The organism is Alcanivorax sp. (genome assembly GCF_002733835.1).
In the GTDB taxonomy this organism is placed as follows: domain Bacteria; phylum Pseudomonadota; class Gammaproteobacteria; order Pseudomonadales; family Alcanivoracaceae; genus Alcanivorax.
Map to the genome: position 1 here is coordinate 217,802 of NZ_NVWY01000001.1, position 12,575 is coordinate 230,376.

Sequence of the window (12,575 nt, forward strand, 5' to 3'; positions counted from 1 at the left end):
GAGCGACCCTGAACTCAGCGAACAGGACATTGAAGGGACAATTTATGAGCGTGGACCGTATCCGGCAACTGTTTGCCGAAAGCATCGAAACCAAAGCCAAAGCCGGCGAAGTACTGCCTACCGTGATTGAAGCCGCAGGTCAGGCCATGGTCGAATGCCTGCTCAACGGCGGCAAGATCCTCACCTGCGGCAACGGCGGCTCCGCTGGCGACGCCCAGCACTTCTCTTCCGAGCTGCTAAACCGTTTTGAAATGGAGCGCCCGGCCCTGCCCGCCATCGCACTAACCACGGACTCGTCCACGCTGACCTCAATCGCCAACGATTACAGCTACAACGAGATCTTCTCCAAGCAGGTCCGCGCCTTGGGCGGCAGTGGCGATATCCTGCTGGCCATTTCCACCAGCGGCAATTCCGCCAACGTGATCCAGGCTATTCAGGCTGCCCACGACCGGGAAATGCGGGTGGTCGCCATGACCGGCAAGGAAGGCGGTGAAATGGTCAACTTGTATGGCCCCAACGATATCGAAATCCGGGTGCCCGCCACCTCCACAGCCCGCATTCAGGAAGTCCACCTCCTGGTCATTCATTCGCTGTGCGATTACATCGACCAGCAGTTGTTCGGAGGCCAGTAATGGTCGCACGCTTCATCCGCTTATCGACTCTTGCAACCCTGGCTCTGTTGTTCAGCCTGACCACCGGGTGCGCCTCCCTGTCCAAGGGCATGTCCGACCAGCCCACGGACCAGGATCATGGCTCACGGACTCTTGGCGCCTTTGTGGAAGATGGCAACATCGAGCGAAAAGTCGCCGTCAACCTGTCGCGGGCCAGCGCCGAGCTGGACGAGTCCCGTATCGTGGTAGTCAGCTACAACGGCAACGTCTTGCTTGCAGGCCAGGTAGCCAATGAAGACCTGAGCACCCAGGCGGAAAATATCGCCAGCCAGGTACGCCATGTGCGCAACGTGCACAACGAACTGCAGATAGTGGGCTCAGGCTCCTTCCTGGCTCGCACCAATGACACCTGGCTCACCAGCAAGGTAAAAAGCCGCCTGCTGATCAACGGCGATGCGCCGGGCTGGCGCACCAAGGTGGTGACGGAAAACGGCGTGGTCTACCTGATGGGCCTGCTCACCCATGCCGAAGCCGACGCCGTGGTCGCCCAGGTACAGAAGGTGTATGGCGTACAGAAGATCGTAAAGATCATCGAGTATATCGACTAGGCGCTGCGCGCCGGCAACCCACCTCCGCGTCACGGCCCACGGAAAACAAAAAGCCCGCTCAGTGAGCGGGCTTTTGCGTGTTGCATGCAGCGTGAGGCGTGCTGCGTCTCACTTTCTTATTTTACCACTTTCAGGTGGCTGACCTTGCCTTTGCCTTCCTCTTTCTTCTCAGGCTCCGGGGTCGTCGGTGGCTCCGGTGGGTCCACCGGGTCAAACGCCATACCCTGGCCGTTTTCACGGGCAAAGATCGCTACCACCGCATTCACTGGCACCCGGATCGTCATGGGCATGCCACCAAAGCGGGCAGAAAAGGCAATTTCATCATTATCCGCCACAAACTGGGTTACCGCGCGCGGCGCAATGTTCAGCACGATCTGGCCGTCCTGCACAAAGTCCTGCGGCACTTCCACACCCGGGAAACTGGCATTCACTGCCAGGTGGGTAGTCAGGCCGTTATCGCAGATCCATTCGTGGATCGCCCGTATCAGATACGGGCGATTGGAGGTCATTTCGGACATGGTTACAGCGGGTTACGCAGTTCGCGCTCGGCGTCGGTCAGGCTGGCCTGGAACGCATCACGATCAAACAGACGCTCGGCGTAGTCCAGCAACGGCTTGACCTGCTTGGCAGGCAGCTCAATACCCAACGCCGGCAACCGCCACAAGATCGGCGCCACCACGCAGTCCACCAAGGTGAACTCTTCGCTCATGAAGTACGGCAGCTCGCTGAAGATCGGCGCGGTGGCAATAATCGCCTCACGCAGTTCCTTGCGACGCTTGTTCAGGCTGGCGTCTTTCTCTTCACCGGCCAGGATCGCATCCACATGACCACACCAGTCACGCTCCACGCGGTGAATCAACAGGCGGCTCTGGGCACGCGCCACCGGGTAAACCGGCAACAACGGCGGATGCGGGAAACGCTCGTCCAGATACTCCATGATCACCGTGGACTGAAACAGGGTCAGCTCACGATCAACCAGCGTGGGCACTTCATTGTACGGGTTCAGCGAGGCCAGATCTTCCGGCTTGTTGCTGCTGTCCACATCAACGATATCGACTGTGACCCCTTTTTCTGCCAGCACGATACGCACGCGATGGCTGTAATGATCTTCCGGGGAAGAAAAGAAAGTCATTGAAGAACGCTTGGTCACCACACCCATTGTCGAGTCATCTCCACACTAGTGATCTATAACAGAAACAGGGTAACCGCTTACGCGGATACCCTGTTCAACGCTGGAATCCTACACTGAAGTATCAGTGTACGTCTTTCCAGTATTCCTTTTTGAGCAGGTAAGCCGGGATCAACAGGATGCCCAGGAAGACCAGCACATAAACACCCAGACGTTCACGCTGCGGGCGAACCGGCTCCGCAGTGTAGGTCAGGAAGTTAGTGATATCGCCCATGGCCTGCTTGAACTCGTCTTCGCCCAACTCTTCTTCCAGACCCGCCATCACGTGGGGCATACCCACGCTCGGGAACACATGGTTGTTGTAACCGAACGGACGGGACTCATCTTCGTAGAAGTTGATCAGGTACGAATACACCCAGTCGGAAGAACGGTACCGGGTCACCATGGTGAGATCCGGCGGTGCATTACCAAACCACTTCTTCGCGTCGTCCTGGTCCATGGCGTTATGCATCTGGTCACCGAACTTGTCACTGACGAAGTTCAGGTTCTCCATCACCAGCTCTTCCGGCATGTCCAGATCTTCCGCCATGCGGCTGTAGCGCTGGTACTGCAGGGTATGGCAACCCAGGCAGTAGTTGACGAACAGCTTGGCACCGTTTTGCAGGCTGACCTTGTCTTGCAGGTTTACCGGCGCTTTAACCACGTACTCGTTGTGGCCACCGCCAGCCGCGAATGCGACCAACGGCAGGCAGCTGAAAAGAATAACCGCTAGTTTCTTCATCAGTGTCCCCCCGTTACCCGTTCCGGAACCGGCTTGGATTTCTCGAATTTATGCACGAACGGCATGATCAGCAGGAAGTAGCTGAAATAATAGATCGTGCCGAACTGCGCCATCATCGTCTTGCCTGGAGTTGCCGGCTGAGTACCGAAATAGCCCAGCATCAGGAAGTCCAGCACGAAGAGCGTCATGAAGATCTTGCTCCAGATACCGCGATAGCGAATGGACTTCACCGGGTGACGATCCAGCCACGGGATCACGAACAGGATCACGATCGCGCCGCCCATGGCCACCAGACCCCATGCCTTGGAAGACATGATGAAGTCGATGGTTGTGGCACGCAGCATGGCGTAATACGGGCCGTAGTACCAAACCGGCGCAATGTGGTCAGGAGTTTTCAGCGGGTTGGCCGGCTCGAAGTTCGGCTTCTCCAACAGGTAACCACCACCATCCGGGAAGAAGAAGATCACCACGGAGAAGATCATCAGGAAGACAATCACGCCGGGCAGGTCCTTCACGGTGTAGTAAGGGTGGAACGGAATGCCGTCAACCGGAACGCCGTTTTCATCCTTGTTCTGCTTGATTTCCACGCCGTCCGGGTTGTTGGAACCCACTTCGTGCAGCGCCAGAATGTGCAGCACCACCAGAGCAAGCAACACAATCGGAATAGCGACAACGTGCAGCGCGAAGAACTTGTTCACCGTGGCAGTGGACAGCAGGTAATCGCCGCGCACCCAGGTAGTCAGGCCTTCACCAATTTCCTTGGCGTCTGCCGCACTAATGAACGGCAGCAGATCAAACGGGATCGCGCCCGCCAGGGAGATAATTACCTGGGCACCCCAGTAGGACATGTTGCCCCAGGGCAGTACGTAACCGAGGAAACCTTCGGCCATCAGCGCCAGGTAGATCAGCATACCGAAGATCCACACCAGCTCCCGCGGCGGCTTGTAGGAGCCGTACATCAGGCCACGGAACATGTGCAGGTACACCACAGCAAAGAACGCAGACGCGCCCACTGCGTGCATGTAGCGGATCAGCCAGCCCCACTCCACATCACGCATGATGTATTCAACGGAGGCAAAGCCTTCGTTGGGGGAGAAGAACATGGTCAGCCAGATGCCGGTGAGCAGCTGGTTTACAAGCACCACGATGGAAAGCACACCAAAGTAGTACCAGAAGTTGAAGTTCTTCGGCGCATAGTATTCGGACATGTGACGCTTGTAGGCGTCTACCACGGGCAGACGGGCATCTACCCAATCGACAACGCGATTCACCATTCCCATCATGCCTTGGTCTCCCCTTCCTCAGAGCCGACGATAACGACAGCTTCGCTCAGGTAAGAATGCGGCGGAACCACCAGATTGGTGGGTGCCGGAACGCTCTTGTACACCCGGCCGGCCAGATCGAACTTGGAGCCATGACAGGGGCAGAAGAAGCCACCATGCTCCAGTTCTACCGTCGGCTGATCCTCAAAGAGCGGGGAGCAGCCCAGGTGAGTACAAGTACCAATCAGGACCAGATATTCCTTCTTGATAGAGCGCCACTCGTTTCTGGCATATTCCGGCTGCTGATCCGCTTCGGAAGCAGGGTCACGAAGCTTCTCGTCCAGCTTCGGCAAGGTATCCAGCATATCGTCCGTGCGACGCACCACCCAGATGGGCTGGCCTCGCCATTCTTCTACTACGCGCTGCCCCGCTTCCAACCGGCCAATATCCACTTTTACCGGCGCACCGGCATTTTTGGCTTTGGCACTAGGTTGCCAGGACTTAACGAAAGGTACAGCCACGCCAACGGCTCCTGCGGCACCAATCGCCGAAGTCAAGCCAATCAGGAAAGTGCGGCGGCTGCTATTAACGCCGTCGTTGCTCATTGAGTTATTCTCCCCTTAGATCCCACGCTCGGGGTTAATCCGGGACGCGAAGTTTATCCTCGTGTCACGGACGGAGTAAGGCGGCGCAAATGGTAAAGAAAAAGCCCACACCTGACAACCGGTTATTACCCCGCCAGAATCGCTAAACACCTGATTTGAACACAAAAAAGCCCAGCATTGCTGGGCTTTTTTGTGTAGCTGTAGTGCTTGAAGCTTAACGCTTGGAGAACTGCGGACGACGACGCGCCTTGCGCAGACCCACTTTCTTACGCTCAACTTCACGGGCATCACGTGTCACGTAACCGGCACGACGCAGCTGACCACGCAGCTCACCGTCATACTCCATCAGCGCACGGGTAATACCGTGACGGATGGCGCCAGCCTGACCGTTGTTACCGCCACCGCTAACGGTAACCAGCACATCAAACTTGTCCGTCGCTTCCACCAGCTCCAGCGGTTGACGAACAACCATCTGGTTGGTTTTACGGCCGAAATACACATCCAGCGGGCGACCATTAACGCTGATCTTGCCACTACCCGGACGCAGAAAAACGCGAGCGGAAGAGGTCTTGCGGCGACCGGTTCCGTAGTTGGTTTCTACAGTTGCCATCGACAAACCCCTTAAATTTCCAGCTGCTGCGGCTGCTGAGCGGTATGCGGATGCTCAGTGCCTGCGTAAACTTTCAGTTTGCGGAACATGGCGCGGCCCAGCGGGTTACGCGGCAACATGCCCTTGATCGCCTTCTCGATGATCATCTCAGGCTTTTCCGCCTGCAGAGTCGCAAAGTTGGCTTCTTTCAGGCCACCCGGGTAACCGGTGTGACGGTAATACATTTTGTCTGACGCCTTGTTACCGGTAACGGCCACTTTATCGGCATTGATCACAACAATGTAATCACCGGTATCGACATGTGGAGTAAACTCCGGCTTGTGCTTACCGCGCAGACGGCTGGCGACTTCAGTAGCCAACCGACCCAACGTTTTGCCGGAGGCGTCTACCACATACCAGTCGCGCTTTACGCTTTCCGGTTTTGCGCTGTAGGTCTTCATGGAATTCTGCCCTAAATTCAATATGTTACGGGTAGTAAACACCCGCCGGCGACGGTTACGCCGGGCAAGAGAGCGCGAATTCTACCCAAGCCCCCAAAAGAACACAAGCAGTTCGGGGGCATTTGTTGTCACGGCACCGGATGGCCACAGATAAAGCCATGCCCCTCTGTACAAGCGGGTCATTGTGAAGCCGGCGGCACCATGTTGAGATTGAGCGCGATTCTACACCCTTGCAGCCCCCTCTTTAAAGGAGCAGACAATGCAGTACCGCCGTCTCGGACGCACCGACCTTGAGGTTAGCGCCCTGTGCCTGGGCACCATGACCTGGGGAAGCCAGAATACCGCCGAACAAGGCCATGCACAGATGGACATGGCCCTGGAACATGGCATCAATTTTTTTGATACCGCCGAAATGTATGCGGTGCCCGCCAGCCCGGAAACGTCTTTTCGCACCGAAACCATTATTGGTGAGTGGTTTGCCCGCAGCGGGAATCGCGACAAGGTTGTGCTGGCCACCAAGGCTGCCGGCCCCGGCGAGTACGTGAAACATATCCGTGGCGGCCCGCGCTTTAGCGCTGACAGCCTGCAAAACGCCGTGGAAGGCAGCCTGAAGCGCCTGCAGACCGATGTGATCGACGTTTACCAGCTGCACTGGCCCGAGCGCACCACCAATTTCTTTGGTCGTCTGGGCTACAAACACCGGGATGGCGAGGACGGCATTGCCATCAGCGAAACCGTTGCCGGGCTTAAAGCACTGGTGGATGCAGGGAAAATTCGCCACTGGGGCCTGTCCAATGAAACCCCCTGGGGCACCATGCGCTTTATCCATGAAGCAGAGAAAATCGGCCTGGCGCCACCGGTCAGCATCCAGAACCCCTATTCACTGCTCAATCGCAGCTTCGAGGTGGGCCTGGCGGAAGTGGCACACCGGGAACAGGTGGGCCTGCTGGCCTATTCGCCACTGGCCTTTGGCATGCTCAGCGGCAAGTACCGCAACGATCAGTGGCCGGAAGGCGCTCGCCTCACCCTGTTCAAGCAGTTCGCCCGCTACACCAACCCCCAGGCCATCGCAGCCACCGAAGCCTACTGTGAACTGGCCAGTGAGCGCGGCATCACCCCGACCCAACTGGCGCTGCAGTTCGTCACCACACGCCCTTTCGTGACCAGCAACATTATTGGCGCTACCAACCTGGCGCAGCTGGAAGAAAACCTGAAAAGCATCGATGTGCCCTGGGACAAGGATCTGGAAAAGGCCCTGGAGGTCATCCATACCCGCTTCCCGTATCCGGCGCCCTGAGAACGCCTGACGCAACACGCCCGATGCATGACGCTAAAAGCGCAGGCTCCTCGCTGCAGGAGCCTGCGGCCAGCCTTGATGGCATGCCTGCAGCCAGGCGTCTACAGAACCCAAAGCGCAGCCGAGACCACAATCCATCCCGACAGACCTTGACGATAGCACTCGTGCCGTGCCAATGTTAACGCCGTTAACTTATCACAACGGATCAGTATGGCACGCACCGCATATCACCACGGCGATCTCCACCAGCAGGCCCACGATCAGGCCCTGGCCGTGCTTCGCCTTGAAGGCGACAGCGCTATCAGTTTGCGCGGCATTGCCAAGCAGATTGGCGTCAGCGCCCCTGCGCTTTATCGCCACTATGCGGACCGGGAAAGCCTGCTGGCTGAGCTGGCCATCAGTGGCTTCGCCGCCCTGCGTCAGCAACTACTCAGTGTGGAGCAGCATGCTCCTCGCGCAGCGCTGATCGGCATCGGCCTGGCTTATGTGGCGTTTGCCCAATCCGAGCCCAACCTGTACCGGCTGATGTTTGGCGGCCGGGTACTTCCCAAAGGCGCCCATCCACGGCTCGATCAGGCCGGACTTGGCGCCTTCAATGTACTGCAGGACACGATTGCCCGGGGCCAACGGGCGGGCTATCTGAAGCCCGCACCGCTATCGCTGATGACCGCCACCGCCTGGTCGCTGGTGCACGGCCTTTCACAGCTGACCATCGACGGCCATCTGCCCAATGCAGATGCCGAACCCCAACTCGCCGAAGGCATCACCAGCCTGTTGCTGGAGGGCGCCATCGCCCATACCGACGCCCATACCGATAACAACGAGGACACCCCATGAGCAGCCCAACCCCCAGCACCCTTCGCGTCGGCCGCCGCTACCGCGCCAAACGTCTCGACGGGCCCTATGACGCCATCGTCATCGGTTCCGGCATTGGCGGTCTCACCGCCGCCGCCTGCCTGAGCAAAATGGGCAAGAAAGTGGTGGTGTTCGAGCAGCACTACACCGCCGGGGGCTTTACCCACAGCTATGACCGCAATGGCTACGAATGGGATGTGGGCGTGCACTACATCGGCGACATGGGCGCCGACCACACCATGGCCAAACGTCTGTTCGACCATGTCACCGACGGCGAGCTGAAATGGGCACCCATGGACGCCAACTACGACCGGCTGTTTATTGGCGACCGCCAGATCGACCTGATGGCCGGCCCCAAGGCCTTCGTGGACAGCCTAAAAAACGACTTCCCGGATGAGCATCAGGCCATCGATACCTACATGGGCTACCTTAACCAGGTCGCCAAGGCCCTTCCCGGCGTCACCCTGGCAAAGGTGCTGCCGAACCTGCTGGCCGGCCCCTTCCGCCGTCTGGCCAACCGCAAGGCGCCGGCCTTCCTCAACCGCCCCACCCAGGAGGTACTCGAAGGCCTTACCAGTAATCAGGAACTGATCGCCGCCCTTACCGGCCAGTGGGGCGATAACGGCCTGGTCCCCACCGAGTCCAGCTTTATCATCCACTCGCTGATTGCCCGCCACTATCTTTATGGCGGCTATTACCCGGTCGGTGGCGCCTCGGAAATGGCCAAGACCATCATCCCCGTCATTCAGCAAAGCGGCGGCGAGGTGTTTACCTACGCGGACGTGAAAGAAATCCTTGTCGAGAAAGGCCGCGCTGTCGGCGTGCTGATGGCCGACGGAGAAACCGTCCGCGCCCCGGCCGTGATCAGCAACGCCGGGGTATACAACACCTTCGGCCCGCTGTTGGCCGATAAGGCGCCACACAAGGCCTTCTACCAGATGAAACTGGGCAACGTGCAGCGCTCCATGGCCAGCGTCTGCCTGTACATCGGTATTCAGGACACCGCAGAAAACCTGCAACTGCCGAAGACCAACTTCTGGATTTATCCGGGCACCGACCACGCCACACAAGTGGACAATTTCCTCAAGGCACCGGACGAGCACGACATTCCGCTCACCTATATTTCCTTCCCCTCTGCCAAGGATCCCAGCTTTGCGGCACGCTATCCCGGCCGCGCCACCGTGGAAATTGTCGCGCCCGGCCCGTTCGAGTGGTATGCCGACTGGGCCGACAAGCCCTGGGGCAAACGCGGTGATGATTACGAAGCCAAAAAAGAAGCGTACTCGCAGCGTCTGCTGGAAAAGCTATACGAGAAGATGCCGCAGCTGCGCGGCAAGGTGGATTACTATGAATTGTCCACACCACTCTCCACCGACTACTTCTGCCGTTACAGCACCGGTGAGATTTATGGCCTGGATCACAATCCCGAACGATTCGAACAGGACTGGCTGAAACCGAAGACACGCATCCCCGGCCTGTACCTTACCGGGCAAGACGTGATGACCTGCGGCGTGGTCGGTGCCATGGTCGGCGGCCTGCTTACCACCGTGGCGATCAGCGGCCTGAAAGGCCTGCCGCTGGCCAAGAAAATGTTTGTGGGCTAAGCCATGCATTTGCCGTTCTGGTTCAGCGTTGGCGCGCTCAGCCCCGTGGTGATACCACTGGCACTCTACACCCGCCGCACCACCGTGCGGCTCCCGGAGGCCAGTGGCGAACCCCGGGGGCAATGGGGTAAAGGCGCGCCGGCAACACGCCTGCTGGTCATCGGCGAGTCTACGGCTGCCGGTGTTGGCACCGCGCATCATCGCCAGGGGCTGGCCAGCCAGTTGGCCCTGCAGCTGCACCAGCACTCCGGGCACGCCGTCGCCTGGCACACTCTCGGGGTTAACGGCATTCGCCTGGAGGCACTGCTCGCCAACCTTGCCAACATCGCTCTGCCAGAGGTGGATGAGATTTTCATCAGTATGGGCGTCAATGACACCACCGGGCTGACCTCCCGGCGGCGCTACCGCGCAGGGCTGCTCCGCCTGGTTCAGGCACTGCGCAAGCAGCACCCCGCTATTCGGGTCACCCTGCTGGCCGTGCCCCCCATGCACCGCTTTACCGCCCTGCCCATCCCGTTAAGACAACTGCTCGGGTGGCGCGCCAGGCAACTGGACCAGCAACACCGCCATGTGGTCGCCGACGATAACACCCTGCTCTATCTCGGCTACCCCGCCCTGCAGGATCCCACCCTGCTCGCCGAAGACGGCTACCACCCCAGCGCCAGCGGTTACCGGGCCATGGCTGGCGCCCTGGTGGAACAGCTCCTCAGTGACCAGGAAACGCGACCCCCATCACAAATGTCATGACCTGCCCACCGCCGCGACGGCAAATTTCGTAAGCTTCTCGTCGGGGAAAGCCACACCTTCACATTATCAAAAATCCATTACACCGCTTGCTACAAGGGAATGACTATGAACGCATGGAGCCATGCGGCTGGCTGCGTATTGCTGATTGCCAGCACCGCCATCCACGCCAATACCACCGAACATACCCAACAAGAAGAGCCGAGAACCCTGACCGAAGCAGAGATGCTTCAGCAGTACCAGGAATATGTGGAACACCTCTGGCAAGGCATGAGCCCTCAACAGGGTCGCATAACCCTGGACGGTGCCGGCGCCGTACTGGAGGTGCCAGACGATTTTTACTATCTGGACAGCGAAGACGCCCGGGTTGTGCTTGAGGACATGTGGGGCAATCCACCAGACCAGAACACACTGGGCATGCTTTTTCCTGCCAACTACCAGCCCTTTGATGAACAGGCGTGGGGCGTGGATATCGCCTACGTGGAAGAAGGGCATGTTGACGACGAGGATGCTTCCAGCATCCTTTCCCAGCTTCTGCCTGAAAACCGGAACCAAAAAAAAGCGAACCCGAAGGTTCGCTTTTTCTGCTTTCATCATTGCGCCTGATTTAGAAGCGGTAGCTCATTTGGGCACCAATAATATCGGCATCCAGTTCATAGGTACCCTTCAACTGAGCACCTTTATCTGTCCGGTTAATATCCGCATCATCAACAAACACATGGGCATAACCCACATCAATGGTCATATTTTCCATCGGTGTAAAGCCTGCACCCAAGGTCGCCCAGACACGGTCAGAGTCTGGAGAAATTGCGGAACGGTTATTGGTTCCCTGAGTAGATTCCTCTTGGGCCACACCGAAACGCAATACCGTGCTTTCATTCAGTGAATGACGGACACCCAATGAATAACGGACCGCATTTTCCCAGTCAAAACTCTCCGTTGGCTCGAATGCCAAGTCCGGGCTTTCAACTACCAGAGCATCCAGGCTACTCCACTCCATCCACTCTACACCCAAGAGGATTTGGGTTTGATCGGATAAATCACCCGCATAGGAAAGCTGTAATGAAGCAGGCAAATCAATGTCGGCCGTACCGGAATATTGCCCGGCGGCAACCGGATTACCTGAGGCAGTAGAGAGTGCGGACCCCAACGGACTAAAAGTAATATCGCCTTCGACTTCATACGAAATCTCTGAACGATACCCAACACCAAAATGGTTATTATCATCGGGACTGTAGGTCATGCCCACATTCCAACCATAAGCGTCATCGTCACCTTCAAGGCGCGTCAAGGAGTTGCGAATATCGGCGTCCAGCTTTTGGTAGCTAACGCCAACACCAACACTCAATGAGTCGCTCAATTCAATACCGATGGATGGATTAATATTATACGTTTTGAGATCAGACTCCGTAGAGTAAGCATCACCTGCCGTCACCGGACCCAAGCCAAGGGCTGTCAGATCATAACCATTACCCCAGCCATCCTCGTACTCAATTTCAGTACCAAAAGGCGCTGTTACAGACAGACCAAATGTCATGGAATCGCTGATAGGAACAGCAAGAAAACCACTTCCTACAAAAGGCTCCACATCTTCAAAGTCACCGGATCCAACGCCACTCTGTGCAGCAATAGGTGGAGGTAATGGAAGGCCCTGAATGGCACCATCATTATCAGCTTCAAAATGTGTATCAACCCACACCTGGTGCACAGCCACTGAAAGCTCAGTCTTTTTCAGGCCGGCCAGTGTTGCCGGGTTGTACCATTGATTTGAAGCATTTTCGCTGAGTACTGCCGAACCCGCATACGCGGTACCCATCGCAGAGACGGATTGATACGACACACCAAAACCACTGGCCATGGTCTGGCCGGCAACCAGTCCTAAAGCGGAACCAATAAGTAACGCACCTGTTTTTTTCATTGCTGCTCTCCCTCTTCCTAAAATTATTAGCGTACACGCAAGATCATTCCTCGATCTGACTTCACTTATACACAACTTAGGCGAATAACAGCAAGACCCGTAAAATCCTCA

General features: G+C 57.4%; 15 protein-coding genes. 7 read left to right on the forward strand and 8 right to left on the reverse strand.

Annotated features, from left to right (window positions below; genetic code table 11):
• Positions 1–44: 44 nt before the first annotated feature.
• Together COA55_RS01015 and COA55_RS01020 are read left to right on the forward strand one after the other, a co-directional pair.
• On the forward strand, positions 45–632 hold the full coding sequence (locus COA55_RS01015) for a phosphoheptose isomerase (protein ID WP_007150375.1): 588 nt from the start codon (positions 45–47) through the stop codon (positions 630–632).
• Complete coding sequence (locus COA55_RS01020; protein ID WP_290500180.1) at positions 632–1,219, forward strand: BON domain-containing protein; 588 nt, start codon at positions 632–634, stop codon at positions 1,217–1,219. The genes COA55_RS01015 and COA55_RS01020 overlap by 1 nt, the downstream gene beginning before the upstream one ends.
• A gap of 116 nt (positions 1,220–1,335) precedes the next feature.
• On the opposite strand, the gene COA55_RS01025 is transcribed toward COA55_RS01020, so the two are convergent.
• From COA55_RS01025 to rplM, 7 genes are all read right to left on the reverse strand, one after another.
• Entirely contained in the window at positions 1,336–1,737 is a 402-nt protein-coding gene (locus tag COA55_RS01025; RefSeq protein WP_007148786.1) for a ClpXP protease specificity-enhancing factor, read from the reverse strand.
• 2 nt (positions 1,738–1,739) lie between these two features.
• Complete coding sequence (gene sspA / locus COA55_RS01030) at positions 1,740–2,378, reverse strand: stringent starvation protein SspA (protein ID WP_063519642.1); 639 nt, start codon at positions 2,376–2,378, stop codon at positions 1,740–1,742.
• Positions 2,379–2,472: 94 nt separating this feature from the next.
• The gene (locus COA55_RS01035; protein WP_063519641.1) at positions 2,473–3,129 is read right to left on the reverse strand and encodes a cytochrome c1; all 657 of its coding nucleotides are present in this window, start codon (positions 3,127–3,129) and stop codon (positions 2,473–2,475) included.
• A complete protein-coding gene (locus tag COA55_RS01040) occupies positions 3,129–4,403 on the reverse strand; it encodes a cytochrome bc complex cytochrome b subunit (protein WP_231880585.1) in 1,275 nt (424 codons plus the stop codon). The genes COA55_RS01035 and COA55_RS01040 overlap by 1 nt, the downstream gene beginning before the upstream one ends.
• A gap of 5 nt (positions 4,404–4,408) precedes the next feature.
• Positions 4,409–4,996, reverse strand: coding sequence for a ubiquinol-cytochrome c reductase iron-sulfur subunit (gene petA, locus COA55_RS01045; RefSeq protein WP_063519640.1), 588 nt, complete (start codon positions 4,994–4,996; stop codon positions 4,409–4,411).
• Positions 4,997–5,210: 214 nt separating this feature from the next.
• The gene (gene rpsI / locus COA55_RS01050; protein WP_011587863.1) at positions 5,211–5,606 is read right to left on the reverse strand and encodes a 30S ribosomal protein S9; all 396 of its coding nucleotides are present in this window, start codon (positions 5,604–5,606) and stop codon (positions 5,211–5,213) included.
• A gap of 11 nt (positions 5,607–5,617) precedes the next feature.
• Positions 5,618–6,046, reverse strand: coding sequence for a 50S ribosomal protein L13 (gene rplM / locus COA55_RS01055; protein WP_063518946.1), 429 nt, complete (start codon positions 6,044–6,046; stop codon positions 5,618–5,620).
• Between the two features lie 259 nt (positions 6,047–6,305).
• Here rplM and COA55_RS01060 point away from each other — a divergent pair, with 259 nt between their 5' ends.
• The 5 genes from COA55_RS01060 (at position 6,306) to COA55_RS01080 (ending at position 11,152) form a co-directional block, all read left to right on the forward strand.
• A complete protein-coding gene (locus COA55_RS01060; RefSeq protein WP_063518947.1) occupies positions 6,306–7,343 on the forward strand; it encodes an aldo/keto reductase in 1,038 nt (345 codons plus the stop codon).
• A gap of 210 nt (positions 7,344–7,553) precedes the next feature.
• Positions 7,554–8,180 (forward strand): TetR/AcrR family transcriptional regulator, encoded by a 627-nt coding sequence (locus COA55_RS01065; RefSeq protein WP_290500181.1) that lies wholly within the window; start codon positions 7,554–7,556, stop codon positions 8,178–8,180.
• Positions 8,177–9,802 carry an NAD(P)/FAD-dependent oxidoreductase gene (locus COA55_RS01070; protein WP_290500182.1) on the forward strand — a complete coding sequence of 542 codons (1,626 nt, stop codon included), beginning with the start codon at positions 8,177–8,179 and terminating at the stop codon, positions 9,800–9,802. The genes COA55_RS01065 and COA55_RS01070 overlap by 4 nt, the downstream gene beginning before the upstream one ends.
• A 3-nt stretch (positions 9,803–9,805) precedes the next feature.
• Positions 9,806–10,549, forward strand: a complete 744-nt coding sequence (locus tag COA55_RS01075; RefSeq protein ID WP_290500183.1) for an SGNH/GDSL hydrolase family protein — start codon at positions 9,806–9,808, stop codon at positions 10,547–10,549.
• A gap of 105 nt (positions 10,550–10,654) precedes the next feature.
• The gene (locus COA55_RS01080; protein WP_290500184.1) at positions 10,655–11,152 is read left to right on the forward strand and encodes a DUF2167 domain-containing protein; all 498 of its coding nucleotides are present in this window, start codon (positions 10,655–10,657) and stop codon (positions 11,150–11,152) included.
• A 1-nt stretch (position 11,153) separates the two neighbouring features.
• Here COA55_RS01080 and COA55_RS01085 read toward each other — a convergent pair whose 3' ends face one another.
• Complete coding sequence (locus COA55_RS01085; protein ID WP_290500185.1) at positions 11,154–12,464, reverse strand: OmpP1/FadL family transporter; 1,311 nt, start codon at positions 12,462–12,464, stop codon at positions 11,154–11,156.
• Between the last annotated feature and the right edge of the window lie 111 nt (positions 12,465–12,575).

Bases quoted from the DNA above. Each gene is read 5' to 3' on its own strand.
- COA55_RS01015 (WP_007150375.1), top strand. From the start codon at position 45: ATGAGCGTGGACCGTATCCGGCAACTGTTTGCCGAAAGCATCGAAACC.
- COA55_RS01020 (WP_290500180.1), top strand. From the start codon at position 632: ATGGTCGCACGCTTCATCCGCTTATCGACTCTTGCAACCCTGGCTCTG.
- COA55_RS01025 (WP_007148786.1), bottom strand. From the start codon at position 1,737: ATGTCCGAAATGACCTCCAATCGCCCGTATCTGATACGGGCGATCCAC.
- sspA (WP_063519642.1), bottom strand. From the start codon at position 2,378: ATGGGTGTGGTGACCAAGCGTTCTTCAATGACTTTCTTTTCTTCCCCG.
- COA55_RS01035 (WP_063519641.1), bottom strand. From the start codon at position 3,129: ATGAAGAAACTAGCGGTTATTCTTTTCAGCTGCCTGCCGTTGGTCGCA.
- COA55_RS01040 (WP_231880585.1), bottom strand. From the start codon at position 4,403: ATGGTGAATCGCGTTGTCGATTGGGTAGATGCCCGTCTGCCCGTGGTA.
- petA (WP_063519640.1), bottom strand. From the start codon at position 4,996: ATGAGCAACGACGGCGTTAATAGCAGCCGCCGCACTTTCCTGATTGGC.
- rpsI (WP_011587863.1), bottom strand. From the start codon at position 5,606: ATGGCAACTGTAGAAACCAACTACGGAACCGGTCGCCGCAAGACCTCT.
- rplM (WP_063518946.1), bottom strand. From the start codon at position 6,046: ATGAAGACCTACAGCGCAAAACCGGAAAGCGTAAAGCGCGACTGGTAT.
- COA55_RS01060 (WP_063518947.1), top strand. From the start codon at position 6,306: ATGCAGTACCGCCGTCTCGGACGCACCGACCTTGAGGTTAGCGCCCTG.
- COA55_RS01065 (WP_290500181.1), top strand. From the start codon at position 7,554: ATGGCACGCACCGCATATCACCACGGCGATCTCCACCAGCAGGCCCAC.
- COA55_RS01070 (WP_290500182.1), top strand. From the start codon at position 8,177: ATGAGCAGCCCAACCCCCAGCACCCTTCGCGTCGGCCGCCGCTACCGC.
- COA55_RS01075 (WP_290500183.1), top strand. From the start codon at position 9,806: ATGCATTTGCCGTTCTGGTTCAGCGTTGGCGCGCTCAGCCCCGTGGTG.
- COA55_RS01080 (WP_290500184.1), top strand. From the start codon at position 10,655: ATGAACGCATGGAGCCATGCGGCTGGCTGCGTATTGCTGATTGCCAGC.
- COA55_RS01085 (WP_290500185.1), bottom strand. From the start codon at position 12,464: ATGAAAAAAACAGGTGCGTTACTTATTGGTTCCGCTTTAGGACTGGTT.